We start from the raw sequence: 15710 nt of genomic DNA on the forward strand, positions 1-15710 counted from the left end.
GACTAGCGGGCAGCGACCTTGTGCAGCGCCTTGTCCATCGCCGCAGCGAACCCGTTGGCCCACAGCTGCTCCACGCGGGAGCTCTCGTTGGCGTCCGGGTTGGGGTTCGTGCAGGACGGACCGGGACCGCCGCCCGACATCAGCTCACTGCACGGGCCCTCGTAGTGGTCCGGCAGACCCAGCACGTGCCCGGTCTCGTGCGCGGTGACGCGAGTCGAGTCGTACTCCTGGTTCTGCGCGTAGTCGAGGAAGATGTACCCGTTGCCGTGACCGTCGGTCGAGGCGTACGAGCCGCGCGGGTCGTTGCCCTCGCGGTAGGTGAAGTCGGCGTTCGAGCCCTGCTGGAGCTGGACGTTGGACACCGAGCTGTTCCATATCTGGGTGCTGCGGGATATCTGCGCGCTGAACGTGGGCGCCCCGGAGGCGTCGTAGACGACGGTGACGGCCGCGGCGCGGGGGTTCGCGGCGCGCTTCTCGGCGACGGACTTGAGGACCGCCTCGAAGAAGGCCCGACTGGCGTCGGACTCCGCGGACTTGGCGACGTAGCCGGCGGTGGCGGGGGTGTGGGCCGGGCCCGCGGTGGCCGGGGCTGCCGTGCCCAGGCCGAGTGCCGCGACGCTGAGACCGACTGCCGCCGCCGTACGGGCGGACATGGACGTGGACATACGCATCGATGACTCCTAGGTGGGGGGTGAGTCGTCAAGGCGAGTGTCGGCGCCTGTGAGGCCGCTGTGATGATGGCAATCGGTGATAGCGCTGCCCTATCAGGGCCCCAATTGGCGGGCATCCGGGGGGATTTGTGCGGCTGGTGAAACCCGCTGTTCCGCTTTAGTGTCCGAGGGCATGGAGCTCGAGGTGAGACACCTCCGCGCGCTGTGCGCCATAGCCGACACCGGCAGTCTGCACCGGGCCGCCCGCCAGTTGGGCGTCGCCCAGCCATCGTTGAGCACGCAACTGCGACGGATCGAGCAGGAGCTGGGCGGCGCGCTGTTCCTGCGCGCGAGAACCGGCTGCCGGCCCACACCGCTGGGCCGGCTGGTCCTCAGCCGTGCCCGCCCGCTGGTGGCCGATATGCGCGCCCTGGTGGCCGAGGCGAGGGCGGCCGCGGTGGGCGGCCCGGAACTGCGGGTCGGCTCGACCGCGAGCAAGGCCCTGGCGGGCTGGCTGCGCCGGCTGCGCGGCCACGGCCAGGACCCCACCCTCCACATGAACGTGTCCCCCAACGCCCTGCTGCGCATGGTCGCCGACGGCCAGCTGGACGTCGCCTTCGTGCACGAGGTGGAGGGCTGCCCGCTGCGGATCCCGCCGGAGCTGCGGCTACGCGTGTTGATGGAGCGCGAACCGCAGTTCGTGTCGTTGCCGACCGACCACCCGGCCGTGGCGAAGTCCGAGGTCGCCCTGCATGACCTGGCCGACGACCGCTGGATGGTCGACCCGACGGTCGACGGCGAGTGGGACGCCGTGCAGCGGATGTTCCGCGCGGCCGGCGTCAATCCCCACGTCCTGCACGGCGACTACTACACGGCCGACGCCCTGGTCGCCACCGGCGAGGTCGTCGCCGTCTGCCAGCCGACCCACGCCGACAGCCCCACGATGGCGGTACGGCGCCTGCACGGCGATCCCCTCGGCGTACGGCTCCTCCTCGCGGCCCGAACGGAGACGGACCTCGACGGCGTATATCCCGCGCTGGAGGAGGCGTACTGGGAGGCGGCGCGGCAGGCGCCCGCGTACCGGGAGTGGCTGGAACACGACGGTGAGCGGCAGCCGCCGGTCCCAGCCCTTCCCTAGGGCCTCCGTGTCTCAGACGCCGATGTCGCAGCCGTCCTTGCGCCACACCGCCACGACCGCCGGGCGGTTGATCTTGCCGGCACCGTCGGGCCAGGCGCTCAGCGGCTTCTCGGCCGTGGCGCCGTCGATCTCGCCCGGGTGCTGCACGGCGACGAGCACGCGGCGGTCCTGGATGAGCGGACCGCAGGTCTCCGCGCCCTTCGGCACCGTCAGGAACTGCTTGAGCTCACCGCGCCGGTCACCGCGCGTGGCGACACCGAAGAGGCCGTCGTGCGAGCCGAGCTGCGCGCCGTCGGTGGAGATCCACAGGTTGCCGTACGAGTCGAAGGCGACGTTGTCCGGGCAGGAGATCGGCGAGACGCCGTCCTTCGGGTACCCGGCGAAGTAGGTGGCCGGGTCCTCCGGGTCACCGGCGACCAGGAACAGCGACCAGGCGAACTTCTGGCTGTCGGCCCGGTTCCAGCGCTCGGTGAGCTCCAGGATGTGCCCGTGCTTGTTGGCGTTGCGCGGGTTGGCCTCGTCCGTCTTGGCGTTCGTGCCGATGCCGCGGTTGGTGTTGTTGGTGAGGGCGACGTAGACCTTGCCGGTGTGCGGGTTGGGCTCGATGTCCTCGGGCCGGTCCATCTTCGTGGCGCCGACCTTGTCACCGGCGAGGCGCGTGAAGACGAAGACCTCCTCGGCGGTCATGCCCTCGACGTGCGAGACGGCGCCCTTCGCGGTCGCCGTGGCCAGCGGAATCCACTCGCCGCTGCCGTCGAACTCGCCGTCGGCGGGAAGCTTCCCGGTCCCGTCGATCTCGATGGCCGGGGAGTCACCGGTGAGCTTGGCGACGTAGAGCGTGCCCTCGTCGAGCAGCGCGAGGTTGTGCTCCCGCACCGCGCGCGAGCTGCCCTTCTTCATGCGCTTGCTGCCGACGAACTTGTAGAAGTAGTCGAAGCGCTCGTCGTCACCGGAGTAGACGACCGGACGGCCGTCGTCGGTCAGGCGCACGGTCGCGCCCTCGTGCTTGAAGCGGCCGAGCGCGGTGTGCTTGCGCGGCTTGGAGTCGGGGTCGTACGGGTCGAGCTCGACGACGTACCCGAAGCGGTGCACCTCGTTCGGCTCCTGCGCGACGTCGAAGCGCTTGTCGAAACGCTCCCACTTGCGCTCGGTGGCGCCGGTGCCGATGCCGTAGCGCTTGTCCGTGGCGCGGGTGGCGTTGCCGAAGTACTGGTTGAAGTTCTCCTCGCCGTGCAGCGTGGTGCCCCACGGGGTGACGCCGCCGGCGCAGTTGTTCAGGGTGCCGAAAGCCTTCCGGCCGGTCGGGTCGGCGGAGGTCTTCAGCAGGTCGGAGCCGGCGGCGGGGCCGGTGATCCGGAACTCGGTCGTGGCGGTGACGCGGCGGTTGAGCGGGTGGCGCGAGACGGGGGTGAGCTTGCCGGTACGGTGCTCGGACTCGACGACGACCGCGGACAGACCGTGAGCGGCCCAGGCGATCTCGACCTGCTCCTTGGTCGGGTTGGCGGCGTCGTAGCCACGGAACATGAGCACCTCGTCGGTGTACTCATGGTTGGCGACGAGGATCTGGCGGCCGCGCTCGCCGGGCATCGGCAGCAGCGCGAGGAAGTCGCAGTTGTACCCGAACTGACCGGCCTGGGCCTTCGCGGACTGCTTCGCCGGGTCGAAGGCGGGCGCACCGCGCAGGATGGGCTCGCCCCAGCGGATGACGATGTTCTGCCCGTATCCGTCCGGGATGGTCACGGTGTCGGCGGTGTTCGGCGCGACGGGGTTGAACCGCAGACCACGCGCACCGCGGCCGAAGGTACCGGTCCGCTCGGTCGCGGCGGCGGCCTCGGCGGCCTCGGCCTTCGGCGCAGCAACGGTGGCGGAGGCGCCCACAGCGGCGGCAGCGGTGACGACGGCGGCGGCGCGCAGCGTCGTACGGCGGCTGACGGCCTCGGCGATCACGTCACCTACGTACGGGTTCGTGGTGGTATTGGGCACCTCGTGGAAACAGGCGTCACCACACCGGAACCGGCAGGTCAGGGCGGCCCGGCCGCCGGGATGCGAGTCACTGTTCGTTCTGATGATCGGCAGCTGAATGCGCATGATTTTTTGGTACTCCCCTTGCTTCCCCTTGAATGCACCGTGGGGGACGGTAGGGGCACGTTTGTGCGGGAGCGGGGCGACTGCATGAACTGGAGGTGAATCAGAGGTATCCGTACGGGAGTTGGGCCCGCGCCGCGGAATCGACGCGATGCAGCCCTTGACGTACCTCGACGGACGGAATCCTTCTGTGTCCGCCCCTCCCCAAGATCGCCATCTGGGGCCGCTAACCTTACGTGTCCGTCCTGGCCAGGGATCGACGGGCATCAACTCACGCGAAGGGTTGCGGACATGGGCATTCTCACTCTCCTGCGAAACGCATTCGGACGGTCACGCAAGGGGCGTACCGCCGAAGCAGAGGGTGCGACTCCTTCGCCGGAACCGCAGCCGACGCTGCCGTCCCCGTCCCCGGAGCCCACCCCGCCGACCACGGCCCAGGTCCCGGAACCGCGCACGTCGGAGCCCTCGGCCCGCCCGGAAAAGCCCGAAACGCCGGATACGACCGCCGAGTCGGACAACGAGCACGACTTGGTCTCGGCCGCCTTCAACAACGTATCGGTGCCGAGGCCGGGGGGCCCGGCGGAGGAACGGGCCACGCCAGGGGAGGCCCCCGCGACGGAGCCGGCTGCGGCGGAGGAGCCGGCTGCGGCGGAGGAGCCGGCTGCGGCGGAGGAGCCGGCTGCGGCGGAGCCGACGGTCGCTGAGGAGCCGGTTGCGGAGACGCCGGCTGTGGAGCCTGCGGCGGCCGAGGAGCCGGTTGCGGCTGAGGAGCCGGTTGCGGAGACGCCGGCTGAAGAGCCTGCGGCGGCCGAGGAGCCGGTTGCGGCTGAAGAGCCGGCGGCGGAGACGCCGGTGGCCGAGGAGCCCGCCGCCGAGCCGGTTGCCGCCGCCGAGCCGGTCGCGGAGACCCCGGCCGCCGAGGAGCCCGCTGCCGAGCCGGTGGCCGCTGAGGAGCCGGTCGCGGAGACGCCGGTGGCCGAGGAGCCCGCCGCGGAGGAGCCCGCCGCCGAGCCGGTCGCGCAGACCCCGGCCGCCGAGGAGCCCGCTGCCGAGGCGGCAGAGGCTGAGGAGCCGGTTGCGGCTGAGGAGCCTGCGCCCGTGGAGGCGGCCGAGGAGCCGGAGGCGGCGCCCGAGCCGGTGGTGGAGGAGCCGGTGGCGAAGGCCACGGACACCGCCCCGGAGCCCGAGCCCGTGGCTGTCGAGGCCGAGCCGGAGCCGGTCGTGGCCGCGGCCGCCGACGGCGGGGAAGCCCCTCAGGGGCCACTCGCAGCCGACGACGAAAGCGTCACGGGTGGTGCGGGTGGGAACAACGAGGCCGAAGGCGAAGCCGAGGCCGCACCCACCGCCCCGGCAGCCGCCGACAGCGAGGCCGAAGGCGAAGCCGAGACCCCCGTACCCACAACCCTCCGCACCGCCCACACCGCAGCAGCAGCCACCCTCACCAAAACCAACCTCACCGGCACCACAGCGAAGCTCTACCTCGTGCTGGACCGCTCCGCGAGCATGCGCCCGTACTACAAGGACGGCTCCGCCCAGGCCCTCGCCGAGCAGACCCTCGCCCTGGCCGCCCACCTCGACCCCGAGGCCACCGGCCCCAAGGTCCACGTCGTCTTCTTCTCCACCGAACTCGACGGCACCGGCGAGCTCACCCTCACCGACCACGAGAACAAGATCGACGAGCTGCACGCCGGCCTCGGCCGCATGGGCCGTACCAGTTACCACGTCGCGGTCGAGGAAGTCGTCGCCCACCACTCCAAGACCGCCCCCGGCACCCCCGCCCTGGTCGTCTTCCAGACCGACGGTGCCCCCGACGCCAAGACCCCGGCCACCCACGCCCTCACCGAGGCCGCGAAGAACCACCCCGCCGTGTTCTTCTCCTTCGTCGCGTTCGGCGACCCGGAGAACAAGGCCTTCGACTACCTCCGCAAGCTGAAGCTGGACAACACGTCCTACTTCCTCGCCGGCGGGGACCCGAAGGAGCTCACGGACGCGGAGATCTACGAGGGCATCCTCGCCGGCTGGCGCCCGTAACCACCGAGGATCACCCCGAACCACCCGGGCCGCCCCCTTCCCACCCCTCGAAATGGGAAGCGGGCGGCCCACCCGTGTCGGCTACGATTTCAAGGTTCGCAAAGAACCAAGAACCCCGAAATCCGACCTGGGAGCAGCCCCCGATGGCTCGACACCTCATCACCAGCGCCCTTCCGTACATCAACGGAATCAAGCACCTGGGCAACATGGTGGGGTCCATGCTCCCGGCGGACGTGTACTCCAGGTACCTCCGCCAGCGCGGCCACGACGTCCTCTACATCTGCGCGACGGACGAGCACGGCACCCCGGCGGAGCTGGCGGCCAAGGAGCAGGGCCTGCCCGTGGCGGAGTTCTGCGCGCAGGCGCACGACGCCCAGAAGGCGGTCTACGACGGCTTCGCGCTGGCCTTCGACTACTTCGGCCGGAGCTCCTCCCCGCAGAACGTCGAGATCACCCAGCACTTCGCCCGCAAGCTGAACGAGAACGGCTTCATCGAGGAGCGGGCGATCCGCCAGGTGTACAGCCCCACCGACGGCCGCTTCCTCCCGGACCGCTACGTCGAGGGCACCTGCCCCCACTGCGGCTACGACAAGGCCCGCGGCGACCAGTGCGAGAACTGCACCCGCGTACTCGACCCCACCGACCTGATCGATCCGCGCTCGGCGATCTCCGGCTCCACGGACCTGGAGGTCCGCGAGACCAAGCACCTGTTCCTGCTCCAGTCCAAGCTGCAGAGCGAGGTCATGGAGTGGGTCGCCCGCCACGACGGCGTCTGGCCGCACCTGGCGTCCTCCATCGCCCACAAGTGGCTGACCGAGGGCCTGCACGACCGCGCGATCACCCGTGACCTGGACTGGGGCGTCCCGGTCCCGGCCGACACCTGGCCGGAGCTGGCGGCCGAGGGCAAGGTCTTCTACGTCTGGTTCGACGCCCCGATCGAGTACATCGGCGCGACGAAGGAGTGGTCGGACCTCGACCCGTCGACGCGTGACTGGAAGTCCTGGTGGTACGACGTCGACACCGACGTCCGCTACACGGAGTTCATGGCGAAGGACAACGTCCCGTTCCACACGGTGATGTTCCCGGCCACCGAGCTCGGCATCCGCGAGCCCTGGAAGAAGGTCGACTTCGTCAAGGCCTTCAACTGGCTGACGTACTACGGCGGCAAGTTCTCCACGTCCCAGAAGCGCGGTGTCTTCACCGACCAGGCCCTGGAGATCCTCCCCGCCGACTACTGGCGCTACTTCCTGATCGCCAACGCCCCCGAGTCGGACGACTCGTCGTTCACCTGGGAGCACTTCACGGCGACGGTCAACAAGGACCTGGCCGACACCCTCGGCAACTTCGTCAACCGCGTCCTGTCCTTCTCCAAGAAGCGCTTCGGCGAGGAGGTCCCGGCGGGCGCCGAGGCCGGCGAGGCGGAGGCGAAGCTGGGCGAGCAGATCGCCGAGCTCCTCGCCGAGTACGAGCAGCACATGGAGACCCTCCAGTTCCGCAAGGCGGCCGCCGCCCTGCGCGCGCTGTGGTCCGCGGGCAACTCCTACCTGGAGGAGAAGGCCCCCTGGCTGGAGATCAAGACCGACAAGGACGGCGCCGCCCTCACCCTCCGTACGGCGATGAATCTGATCCACCTGTACGCGGTGGTCTCGGAGCCGTTCATCCCGACGTCGGCGGCCGCCATGCGCCAGGCCTTCGCCCTGAAGAACGACACGGCGACCTGGGTGAGCCCCGAGGAGGCCAGGTCCCTCACGGCCGTCCCCGCCGGCACCCCCTTCACCGTCCCGCCGGTCCTCTTCGCCAAGCTCACGGACGAGGACCTGGAGGCGTACAAGGAGCGCTTCGGCGGCGAAGGCGCCTGAATGATGTGAGGGGCGTCGCGCGACTGTGATGGAGTGAGGTCATGACGTACTACGTCACGACCCCGATCTACTACGTCAACGACGCCCCGCACCTGGGCCACGCCTACACCACGGTGGCGGCCGACGTCCTCGCCCGCTGGCACCGCCGACGCGGCGAGGACGTGTGGTTCCTCACGGGGACCGACGAACACGGCCAGAAGATCCTGCGGACGGCCGAGGCGAACGGCGTGCCGCCGCGGGTCTGGGCCGACCGGCTGGCCGAGGAGTCCTGGAAGCCGCTCTGGCGGCACCTGGAGATCTCCCACGACGACTTCATCCGTACGACGGAGAAGCGGCACACCGACCGGGTGCAGGAGTTCTTCCAGGACCTGTACGACAACGGCCGGATCCGCAAGGGGAGTTACGAGGGCCCGTACTGCGTGGCCTGCGAGGAGTACAAGCTCCCCGGCGAGCTGATCGAGGCGGCGGACGGCACTCTGCTCTGCGCGATCCACAAGCGCCCGGTGGATCTCCTCAAGGAGGAGAACTACTTCTTCAAGCTCAGCGAGTACGGTGAGCGCCTCCTCGCCCACTACGAGGCCAACCCCGGCTTCATCCAGCCGGAGTCGGCCCGCAACGAGGTGGTGAACTTCGTCCGGGGCGGCCTTCAGGACCTCTCCGTCTCCCGCTCGACGTTCGACTGGGGCGTCAAGGCCCCCTGGGACGACGACCACGTCATCTACGTCTGGGCGGACGCCCTGCTCAACTACGCCACGGCCGTCGGCTACAACGAGAACCCCGAGAAGTTCGAGTCGACGTTCCCGGCCGACGTCCACCTCGTCGGCAAGGACATCCTCCGCTTCCACGCGGTCATCTGGCCGGCCATGCTGATGGCGAACGGTCTGCCGCTGCCGGGCCGGATCGCGGCCAACGGCTGGCTGCTGGTCGGCGGCGAGAAGATGAGCAAGTCCAACCTGACCGGCATCAAGCCACAGGACCTGACCTCGCACTTCGGCGTGGACGCCTACCGCTGGTACTTCCTGCGCGCGATCGCCTTCGGCCAGGACGGCTCGTTCTCCTGGGAGGACTTCTCCGCCCGCTACACCAGCGAGCTGGCGAACGACTACGGCAACCTCGCCTCCCGGGTGGCGGCCATGGTCGGCCGGTACTTCGGCGGCGAGCTGCCGGCGTCGACGGCCCACGGCAAGGCCGAGCAGGCCGTCCAGGAGGCTCTCGCCAAGGCCGTCGCGGAGGCCGACCGCAGGATCGGCGACGAGCTGGACTTCCAGGGCGGCATCCTGGCGGTCTTCGACTTCGTCCGGCAGGTCAACGGCTACCTCACGGAGCAGGAGCCCTGGAAGGTCGCCAAGACTGCGTTTGACCATGCTGCTGACGCAGCGGGCTCCGAGGAGGCCCGGGCCCGTCTCGCCACCATCCTCTACACGGCCGCCGAGTCCCTCCGGGCCGTCGCCGTCCTGCTGGAACCGGTGATGCCGGAGACCTCCGCGAAGCTCTGGGACTCCCTGGGCGCGGAGGCCTCCCTGGGCCGTCTCCAGGACCAGAGGATCCAGGAGGCGGCCGACTGGGGGAGGCTCCCCGCCGGTACGACGGTCACCAAGGGTGCGGTGCTGTTCCCGCGGCTGGAAGAACCGCCGGCGACTACTTGAGGATCCCGGCGCCCGTCGTCGTCGCCAGCTCGTTCGCGAGGTTCTTCGCCGACGTCTGGAGCCCCGCCGTCAGCGCCGGCTTCCAGTTCACCGTCGTCTTGATCTTCTTCGAGCTCGCGGCGTTGTAGGCGGCCACGATGTCGGTGGCGGTGCCGTTGACGAGGTTGCCGGTGCCCGCGATCGAGCCGGTGCCGTCGCCGCTCAGCAGCTTGGCCGCCTTGGCGCCGGACGGGAGCGTCCAGGCGTTGTGCTCGGCGACGACCTGGGCCTTGGCGCGGGAGTCGATGCTGTACTTCGGCTCGTAGCCGTTGAGCGCGGTCGTGTCGTAGAGGTTGTTGTAGAGGTGGATCCGGCCGATGCGGGCCAGGGGCGCCCGCTGCACGATCCCCTTCCACACGTTGTGGTGGAGGGTGACCCGCAGCCTGCCGGTGCTGTCCGTGTCGCTGCTGCCGATCAGCATCGTCTTGTCGTGGCTGCTGAACACGTTGCGCTCGACGGTCACCAGGTCGGAGCCGCCTGTGATGTCGAGGGCGCCGTCGTGGATCTGGTACTTGCGGCCGAAGTACGTCTTCAGCGACTTGTCGAAGACCGGCGCGTCCGTGAACGTGTTGTGGTCGGCCCAGACGTTCGTCGCGCCGCGCAGGGTGACGGAGTCGTAGGCGGAGTTCCACTCGCCCGCCGAACCGTCCGTCGGGTCCCACTGCGGGAAGCAGTCCTCGGTGGCGGAGAACGTCAGGTTGCGGACGATGACGTTCTTCACGTTCTGCACCTGGAGGCTGCCGCCCGTGATGCCGGCGTTCGTGCCCGGGACACCGACGAGGGTGGTGTTGGCCGGCACCCGGAAGACGACGTTCTTCTTCTGCTTCTCCGCGGCGGCCTTGCGGGCGTTCTCCTGCGTGCCCGACGGTGCCTTCCTGCCGTACGTCGCCGGGTCGTAGGCCTTGAGATAGGAGGCGAGCGAATAGCCGGTACCGGAGGCGTGGTCGGCGCAGGCCAGCTTCTTGCCGGCGTCGCTGGTGTTGGCGTCGATGGTGCCCTTGACCTTGATGATCCGGGGCGTGGTGTCGGAGACCGACCCCAATGCCTTCACGAGCTGCGCGCGGGTGCTGACGGTGTACACGTGCGCGGAATCGGCCTTCGAGCCGCCCGTCGTACCGGAGCCGGAGGCCGCCCATCCGTCCTTCGCGGGCAGGGACTGGTGGTACAGGTCGACCGCGTCGGCATTGGCGTTGGCGTTCATCACAAAGACACCGGCACCGATGCCGGCGGCCAGGGCAGCGGCGGTCGCGACGACGCTGCGGGGCCCGCGGACGGAACGGCGGTGGGAGGGGCGCCGGACGGGGCGGTGGACGGGGCGGTGGACGGGGCGTTGGGAATCGGATGCCACGAATGAGTCCTTCGGATGCTTTCGGTGAGGCTCGCGCTGCGGCGAGCGATCCCGCGTGGGCGGGCTTCCGACCCGTCTGTGGTCGCGGAGATCCGAAAGGTTGCCGTGGAGGTCTTGACTGATCGGTGTGCAACTCGGGGACATCACGCGGATGTTGTCCATCCTGTTGGCATGGATCGCCCCCCACCGCCACCATGCCCCCCGTCACGACCGTATGGTTTCCGCCATGGCAGTCCCAGAGGTCATCCCGATCGCCTACGAGCCGCACGGCCGTACCGAGGCGATCGGTTGTTACGCGGACGGACAGTTCTTCGGATCGGTCACGTACGCCTTCCCCAAGGATTTCGACCTCGGCACCGGCTGGGAAGAGCAAAAACGCCTCTATTCGGTACTGCACACCTTCGACCCCGAAGGCCGGTACCGCGACTCGGAGATCTGGTGCGCCGGCACCTGGGCCGAGCAGATGCGCGCCCCGCACGGAGCCGACTCGGTGCTGGCCCGCGCCCGCGCCCACCTCGCGACGCAGCTGCGCAGTCTGCCCCGCCGTACGTACACGGACATCGCCGTCCGCCCCTTCCAACTCACCGTCGACGGCGTGCTGTTCGGCCTGGTGTCGGATGAGGACGAGGGTGACGCGTGGGCCGAGCTGTACCCGGACCACCTGGGTTTCGGGGCGCCCTGGGACGGTTCGTACGACACCTGATCTTTTGGGCCTCTATGCCTGGACGCCCCTGAGGCGCTGTACATTGCGAAGATCATGTAAGGCCATCAAGTGGGGGGATCCATTCATGGCACTCTTCGGCAACGCGCACACCATCGACCAGGGGCAGGCGCAGCAGGACTACGCGCGTCTGCTGGGCCACGGTGAGCAGGTGCACGCGGCGTACCTGCTGATACGGGACACCATCCTGTTCACCGACCGCCGTCTGATCCTGGTCGACAAGCAGGGCATCACCGGCAAGAAGGTGGAGTACCACTCGATCCCGTACCGCAGCATCACGCACTTCGCGGTGGAGACGGCCGGCACCTTCGACCTGGACGCCGAGCTGAAGATCTGGCTCTCGGGGTCGGCGACGCCGGTCCAGAAGACGTTCACCAAGGGCGTCGACATCTACGAGGTGCAGGCGATCCTGACGCAGTTCGTGGCGAAGTAGCCGTACGTCCGGCCCCGCCGAGGTCGCCCGACTCGGCGGGGCAGCCATAATCGGCGCACGATGATCCCGCAGCCCCGCCACCTCCTGACCGATGTCCTCGCTCTGGGCGCCCGCCATGCCCTCGTCCTGGCCGGCGAGTACGCGGTCCGGGCGCACGGTCTGACGTCGCGGGAGTCGGTGCGGGGGCCGCTGGAGGTGGCGACGGAGTCGCCCGAGCCCATGGACCGGATCGCTGCCGACATGCTGCGCGGCCTGACCGAACTCGGCTGGCGGGTACGCCCCCTGGAGACCGACCCGCTCTCCGCCCGGCTGCTCGTCACCGCCCCGGACGCCGGTGACCAGCTCTCGGGCGGCCGTGCCGAGGAGTACACGCTCGACCTCCTGAAGGAGACTCTCTGGCACCCGCCGGTCACCACCGACCTCGGCCCGGTCCTCTCCCTCGAAGACCTCATCGGCACCAAGGTCCGCGCCCTGACCGACCGCGGCACCGCACGCGACCTGATCGACGTCTACGCCGCCGCGGCCCACTGGAGCTTCCCCGACCTGGAGGAGCAGGGCCGCCGCCACGCCTGGGACGAGTTCGACCCGGCCGACCTCCAGTCCCGCCTGGAGGCGACGGAACTGCTGGACGACCGGGTGTTCACCGCCCGCGGCCTCACCACGGAGTCAGTGACAACGCTGCGCCGGTGGGTCAGGGCCTGGGCCGACGACATCGCCGAGCGCCTGCTGGAGGAGGAGGCACTCAGGCCACCGACGGAGGAGGAGTGACGGCGCCGCCACCCGGACTCAGCGTCCATTCATGTGAATGCGGGGCGGACGTGTACGCACACATCCGCCCCGCGCCGTTCGGGTGGGGTCAGGTCGAGTCAGGTGCCGGTGTTCGTCGCCTCCGGGTCGACGCCCACGGTGATCGTCGCCTGGACACCCTTGGCGATGTCGTTCTTCTTGTACTTCAGCTTCAGCAGACCGCCGGTGGTCCCGCTCTGGTCGTAGATCGTGTCCTCGTCGAGCGTGGTGCGCTGCGTCGTGGACGTCGAGTACGGCTCCGCCTCGGCGGAGAGGAGCACCGTCTCCTCGTCGAAGAAGAACTGGCCGGTGTGGCAGGTGGTGCCGCCCTCGTAACCGGCGTCCGTCCACGCGCCGCTGACATGCACCTTGGTGTGGATGTGCACGCAGCGGCCCTGGTACCAGCCCGGGAAGATCGTCTTGAAGGTGACGAAGCCCTTGCGGTCCGTCCTCCAGGTGCCGCGCAGATAGCGGGTGTCGCTGGTCGGCTCCTCGTGCCCGCCGCCACCCCCGCCGGCCGGCGGCTCACCGGTCGGGGTGCCGGACGGCACTGCGGTGGGCGTGCCCGAGGGGGCGTCCGTGGGCGGGGTGCCGCCCCCGCCGCCGTTCGAGAAGGACTCGTAGCCCGAGTACAGGCCCAGCGCGTCGCAGTGCCAGATGTCCACGGCCGCGTTACCGACCGGCTTGCAGCTCTCGGCGTCGATCACCTTGATGCGGAGGGTGAGCGGGATGCCCTCCTTGTCCTCGGTGATGTCCTGGCGGAGCTTGTCCGCGTCGATGTAGTAGGGGCCCTCGGTGGTCTCCGAGGTGAGCTTGTAGCAGGCCTCCGCGGCGGTGGAACTGCTGCTCGCCGACGCCTTCGCACCCTTCGTCCCCGACTCTCCCGCGAACGCGCCCGCCGCCAGCGTGCCGCCCACGCCCACCGCCGCGGCGGCTCCCGCACCGGCGACGACGACCTTGCGACGCGTCAGATCCCGTTTGTGCTTCGGCTCTTGGGCCGTGTGGTTTCCCGTCATTCCCAGGACGCTAGGTAAGAGCGCTGTAAGGGGCATGGGTGTGAGCTGTGGTTACCTGTGGAACCTGAAAGGGCCCGGAACCGATCACGGTTCCGGGCCCCTCGCTCAGCCGACTACTTGGGCTGCGGCTTGCGCACCGTCAGGTGCAGCTCCTTCAGCCGCGCCTCCTCCAGCTCCGTCGGCGCGCCCATCATCAGGTCCTGGGCGTTGCCGTTGAGCGGGAAGGCGATCGTCTCGCGGATGTTCGGCTCGTCGGCGAGCAGCATGACGATGCGGTCGACGCCGGGCGCGATGCCACCGTGCGGCGGGGCGCCGAAGCGGAGCGCGCGCAGCATGCCGGCGAACTTCTCCTCGACGGTCTCGCGGTCGTAGCCGGCGATCTCGAAGGCCTTGAGCATGATCTCGGGCTCGTGGTTCCGGATCGCGCCGGAGGACAGCTCCACGCCGTTGCAGACGATGTCGTACTGCCAGCCCAGGATGTCCAGCGGGTCCTGGTTCTCCAGGGCCTCCAGGCCGCCCTGCGGCATGGAGAACGGGTTGTGCGAGAAGTCGATCGCGCCGGTCTCCTCGTCCTTCTCGTACATCGGGAAGTCGACGATCCAGCAGAACCGGAAGACGCCCTCCTCGAAGTGCCCGGCCCGCTTGGCGGCCTCGACCCGCACCGCGCCCATGATCTTCGAGACCTCGTCGAACTCGCCCGCGCCGAAGAACACGGCGTGACCGGCCTCCAGGCCGAGGCGCTCGGTGAGGACCTTGACGTTCTCCTCGGTGAGGAACTTGGCGATCGGGCCGGTCAGCGAGCCGTCCTCGGCGACACGGACCCACGCCAGGCCCTTGGCGCCCTGCGAGACCGCGAAGTCACCGAGCTGGTCGAAGAACTTGCGGGGCTGCGCGGAGACGTCCGGCACCGGCAGCGCGCGCACGTGCTTGCCGGCGAACGCCTTGAACTCCGAGCCCTCGAACACGTCGGTGATGTCGACGAGCTCCAGCTGGGCGCGCAGGTCCGGCTTGTCCGAGCCGTACTTCAGCATCGCCTCGCGGAACGGGATCCGCGGGAACGGGGACGTGACGTGGCGGCCGTTGCCGAACTCCTCGAACAGCTCGGTCATCAGCTGCTCGATCGGCCGGAAGACGTCCTCCTGCTCGACGAAGCTCATCTCGACGTCGAGCTGGTAGAACTCGCCAGGCGAGCGGTCCGCACGCGCGTCCTCGTCACGGAAGCAGGGCGCGATCTGGAAGTAGCGGTCGAAGCCGGAGATCATCAGCAGCTGCTTGAACTGCTGGGGGGCCTGCGGCAGGGCGTAGAACCTGCCCGGGTTCAGCCGGGAGGGGACGACGAAGTCGCGGGCGCCCTCGGGGGAGGTCGCGGACAGGATCGGCGTCGCCATCTCGTTGAAGCCCAGCGCCGTCATCTTGTGGCGGATCGCCGAGATGACCGACGTACGCAGCAGGATGTTGCGGTGCATGCGCTCGCGGCGCAGGTCCAGGAAGCGGTACTCCAGGCGCCGCTCCTCGTTGACCCCGTCCTCGGTGTTGATCGTGAAGGGCAGCGGGGCGGCCGCGCCGAGCAGCTCGACCTCGCCGACCTCGACCTCGATCTCACCGGTGGGCAGCTCGGAGTTGATGTTCTCGGCGCCGCGGGAGACGACCTTGCCGTCGACGCGGACGGTCGACTCCTTGGAGAGCTTGTCGAGAGCCTCGTAGGAGGGCGTGCCGGGACGGGCGACGAGCTGCGTGATGCCGTAGTGGTCGCGCAGATCGATGAAGAGGATGCCGCCCAGGTCGCGCCGATTGTGCAGCCAGCCACTCAGTCGGACGTCGGTGCCGACGTCAGAGGAGCGGAGCTCGCCGCAGGTGTGGGACCTGTACCGATGCATCGTCGTTCATCCAGTCTTCGCGGATCGGGGGGCCTGTTTCACGTGAAACTTTCCGTGAAACTCCCCCCAGCCTACCGGGGA

Annotated in this window: 12 protein-coding genes; 7 read left to right on the plus strand and 5 right to left on the minus strand. The window is 69.4% G+C overall.

The window, feature by feature from the left end:
• Positions 1–2: 2 nt before the first annotated feature.
• Positions 3–671 carry a snapalysin gene (snpA, locus tag OG331_RS24670; RefSeq protein ID WP_406199838.1) on the minus strand — a complete coding sequence of 223 codons (669 nt, stop codon included), beginning with the start codon at positions 669–671 and terminating at the stop codon, positions 3–5.
• A gap of 172 nt (positions 672–843) precedes the next feature.
• Here snpA and OG331_RS24675 point away from each other — a divergent pair, with 172 nt between their 5' ends.
• The gene (locus tag OG331_RS24675; protein ID WP_406199840.1) at positions 844–1788 is read left to right on the plus strand and encodes a LysR substrate-binding domain-containing protein; all 945 of its coding nucleotides are present in this window, start codon (positions 844–846) and stop codon (positions 1786–1788) included.
• A gap of 12 nt (positions 1789–1800) precedes the next feature.
• Here OG331_RS24675 and OG331_RS24680 read toward each other — a convergent pair whose 3' ends face one another.
• Positions 1801–3876 (minus strand): PhoX family protein, encoded by a 2076-nt coding sequence (locus OG331_RS24680; protein WP_406199843.1) that lies wholly within the window; start codon positions 3874–3876, stop codon positions 1801–1803.
• Positions 3877–4164: 288 nt separating this feature from the next.
• Between OG331_RS24680 and OG331_RS24685 the strand changes: the two genes are divergently transcribed.
• The 3 genes from OG331_RS24685 to metG (OG331_RS24695) all read left to right on the plus strand — a co-directional run bounded on the left by OG331_RS24685 (position 4165) and on the right by metG (OG331_RS24695) (position 9409).
• Complete coding sequence (locus tag OG331_RS24685) at positions 4165–5904, plus strand: VWA domain-containing protein (RefSeq protein ID WP_406199846.1); 1740 nt, start codon at positions 4165–4167, stop codon at positions 5902–5904.
• 143 nt (positions 5905–6047) lie between these two features.
• Positions 6048–7763 carry a methionine--tRNA ligase gene (metG, locus tag OG331_RS24690; RefSeq protein ID WP_406199848.1) on the plus strand — a complete coding sequence of 572 codons (1716 nt, stop codon included), beginning with the start codon at positions 6048–6050 and terminating at the stop codon, positions 7761–7763.
• 41 nt (positions 7764–7804) lie between these two features.
• Positions 7805–9409 (plus strand): methionine--tRNA ligase, encoded by a 1605-nt coding sequence (metG, locus tag OG331_RS24695; RefSeq protein WP_406199850.1) that lies wholly within the window; start codon positions 7805–7807, stop codon positions 9407–9409.
• Here metG (OG331_RS24695) and OG331_RS24700 read toward each other — a convergent pair.
• Positions 9402–10796, minus strand: a complete 1395-nt coding sequence (locus OG331_RS24700; protein ID WP_406199853.1) for a polysaccharide lyase family 1 protein — start codon at positions 10794–10796, stop codon at positions 9402–9404. The genes metG (OG331_RS24695) and OG331_RS24700 overlap by 8 nt on opposite strands.
• A gap of 226 nt (positions 10797–11022) precedes the next feature.
• Between OG331_RS24700 and OG331_RS24705 the strand changes: the two genes are divergently transcribed.
• From OG331_RS24705 to OG331_RS24715, 3 genes are all read left to right on the plus strand, one after another.
• On the plus strand, positions 11023–11499 hold the full coding sequence (locus tag OG331_RS24705) for a hypothetical protein (protein WP_406199856.1): 477 nt from the start codon (positions 11023–11025) through the stop codon (positions 11497–11499).
• 85 nt (positions 11500–11584) lie between these two features.
• The gene (locus OG331_RS24710; protein ID WP_093907565.1) at positions 11585–11950 is read left to right on the plus strand and encodes a PH domain-containing protein; all 366 of its coding nucleotides are present in this window, start codon (positions 11585–11587) and stop codon (positions 11948–11950) included.
• A 60-nt stretch (positions 11951–12010) separates the two neighbouring features.
• Positions 12011–12718 (plus strand): nucleotidyl transferase AbiEii/AbiGii toxin family protein, encoded by a 708-nt coding sequence (locus OG331_RS24715; protein WP_406199860.1) that lies wholly within the window; start codon positions 12011–12013, stop codon positions 12716–12718.
• Between the two features lie 98 nt (positions 12719–12816).
• Here OG331_RS24715 and OG331_RS24720 read toward each other — a convergent pair whose 3' ends face one another.
• Complete coding sequence (locus tag OG331_RS24720) at positions 12817–13752, minus strand: intradiol ring-cleavage dioxygenase (RefSeq protein WP_406199863.1); 936 nt, start codon at positions 13750–13752, stop codon at positions 12817–12819.
• A 113-nt stretch (positions 13753–13865) separates the two neighbouring features.
• Complete coding sequence (aspS, locus tag OG331_RS24725; protein ID WP_406199865.1) at positions 13866–15629, minus strand: aspartate--tRNA ligase; 1764 nt, start codon at positions 15627–15629, stop codon at positions 13866–13868.
• Positions 15630–15710 lie beyond the last annotated feature (81 nt).

The sequence above is a fragment of the Streptomyces sp. NBC_01017 genome (assembly GCF_045162795.1).
GTDB classification, from domain to species: domain Bacteria; phylum Actinomycetota; class Actinomycetes; order Streptomycetales; family Streptomycetaceae; genus Streptomyces; species Streptomyces machairae.

Coding starts and splice junctions, on each gene's coding strand:
- snpA (WP_406199838.1), bottom strand. CDS start 671: ATGCGTATGTCCACGTCCATGTCCGCCCGTACGGCGGCGGCAGTCGGT.
- OG331_RS24710 (WP_093907565.1), top strand. CDS start 11,585: ATGGCACTCTTCGGCAACGCGCACACCATCGACCAGGGGCAGGCGCAG.
- metG (WP_406199850.1), top strand. CDS start 7,805: ATGACGTACTACGTCACGACCCCGATCTACTACGTCAACGACGCCCCG.
- aspS (WP_406199865.1), bottom strand. CDS start 15,629: ATGCATCGGTACAGGTCCCACACCTGCGGCGAGCTCCGCTCCTCTGAC.
- OG331_RS24685 (WP_406199846.1), top strand. CDS start 4,165: ATGGGCATTCTCACTCTCCTGCGAAACGCATTCGGACGGTCACGCAAG.
- OG331_RS24715 (WP_406199860.1), top strand. CDS start 12,011: ATGATCCCGCAGCCCCGCCACCTCCTGACCGATGTCCTCGCTCTGGGC.
- OG331_RS24720 (WP_406199863.1), bottom strand. CDS start 13,752: ATGACGGGAAACCACACGGCCCAAGAGCCGAAGCACAAACGGGATCTG.
- OG331_RS24680 (WP_406199843.1), bottom strand. CDS start 3,876: ATGCGCATTCAGCTGCCGATCATCAGAACGAACAGTGACTCGCATCCC.
- OG331_RS24675 (WP_406199840.1), top strand. CDS start 844: ATGGAGCTCGAGGTGAGACACCTCCGCGCGCTGTGCGCCATAGCCGAC.
- OG331_RS24705 (WP_406199856.1), top strand. CDS start 11,023: ATGGCAGTCCCAGAGGTCATCCCGATCGCCTACGAGCCGCACGGCCGT.
- metG (WP_406199848.1), top strand. CDS start 6,048: ATGGCTCGACACCTCATCACCAGCGCCCTTCCGTACATCAACGGAATC.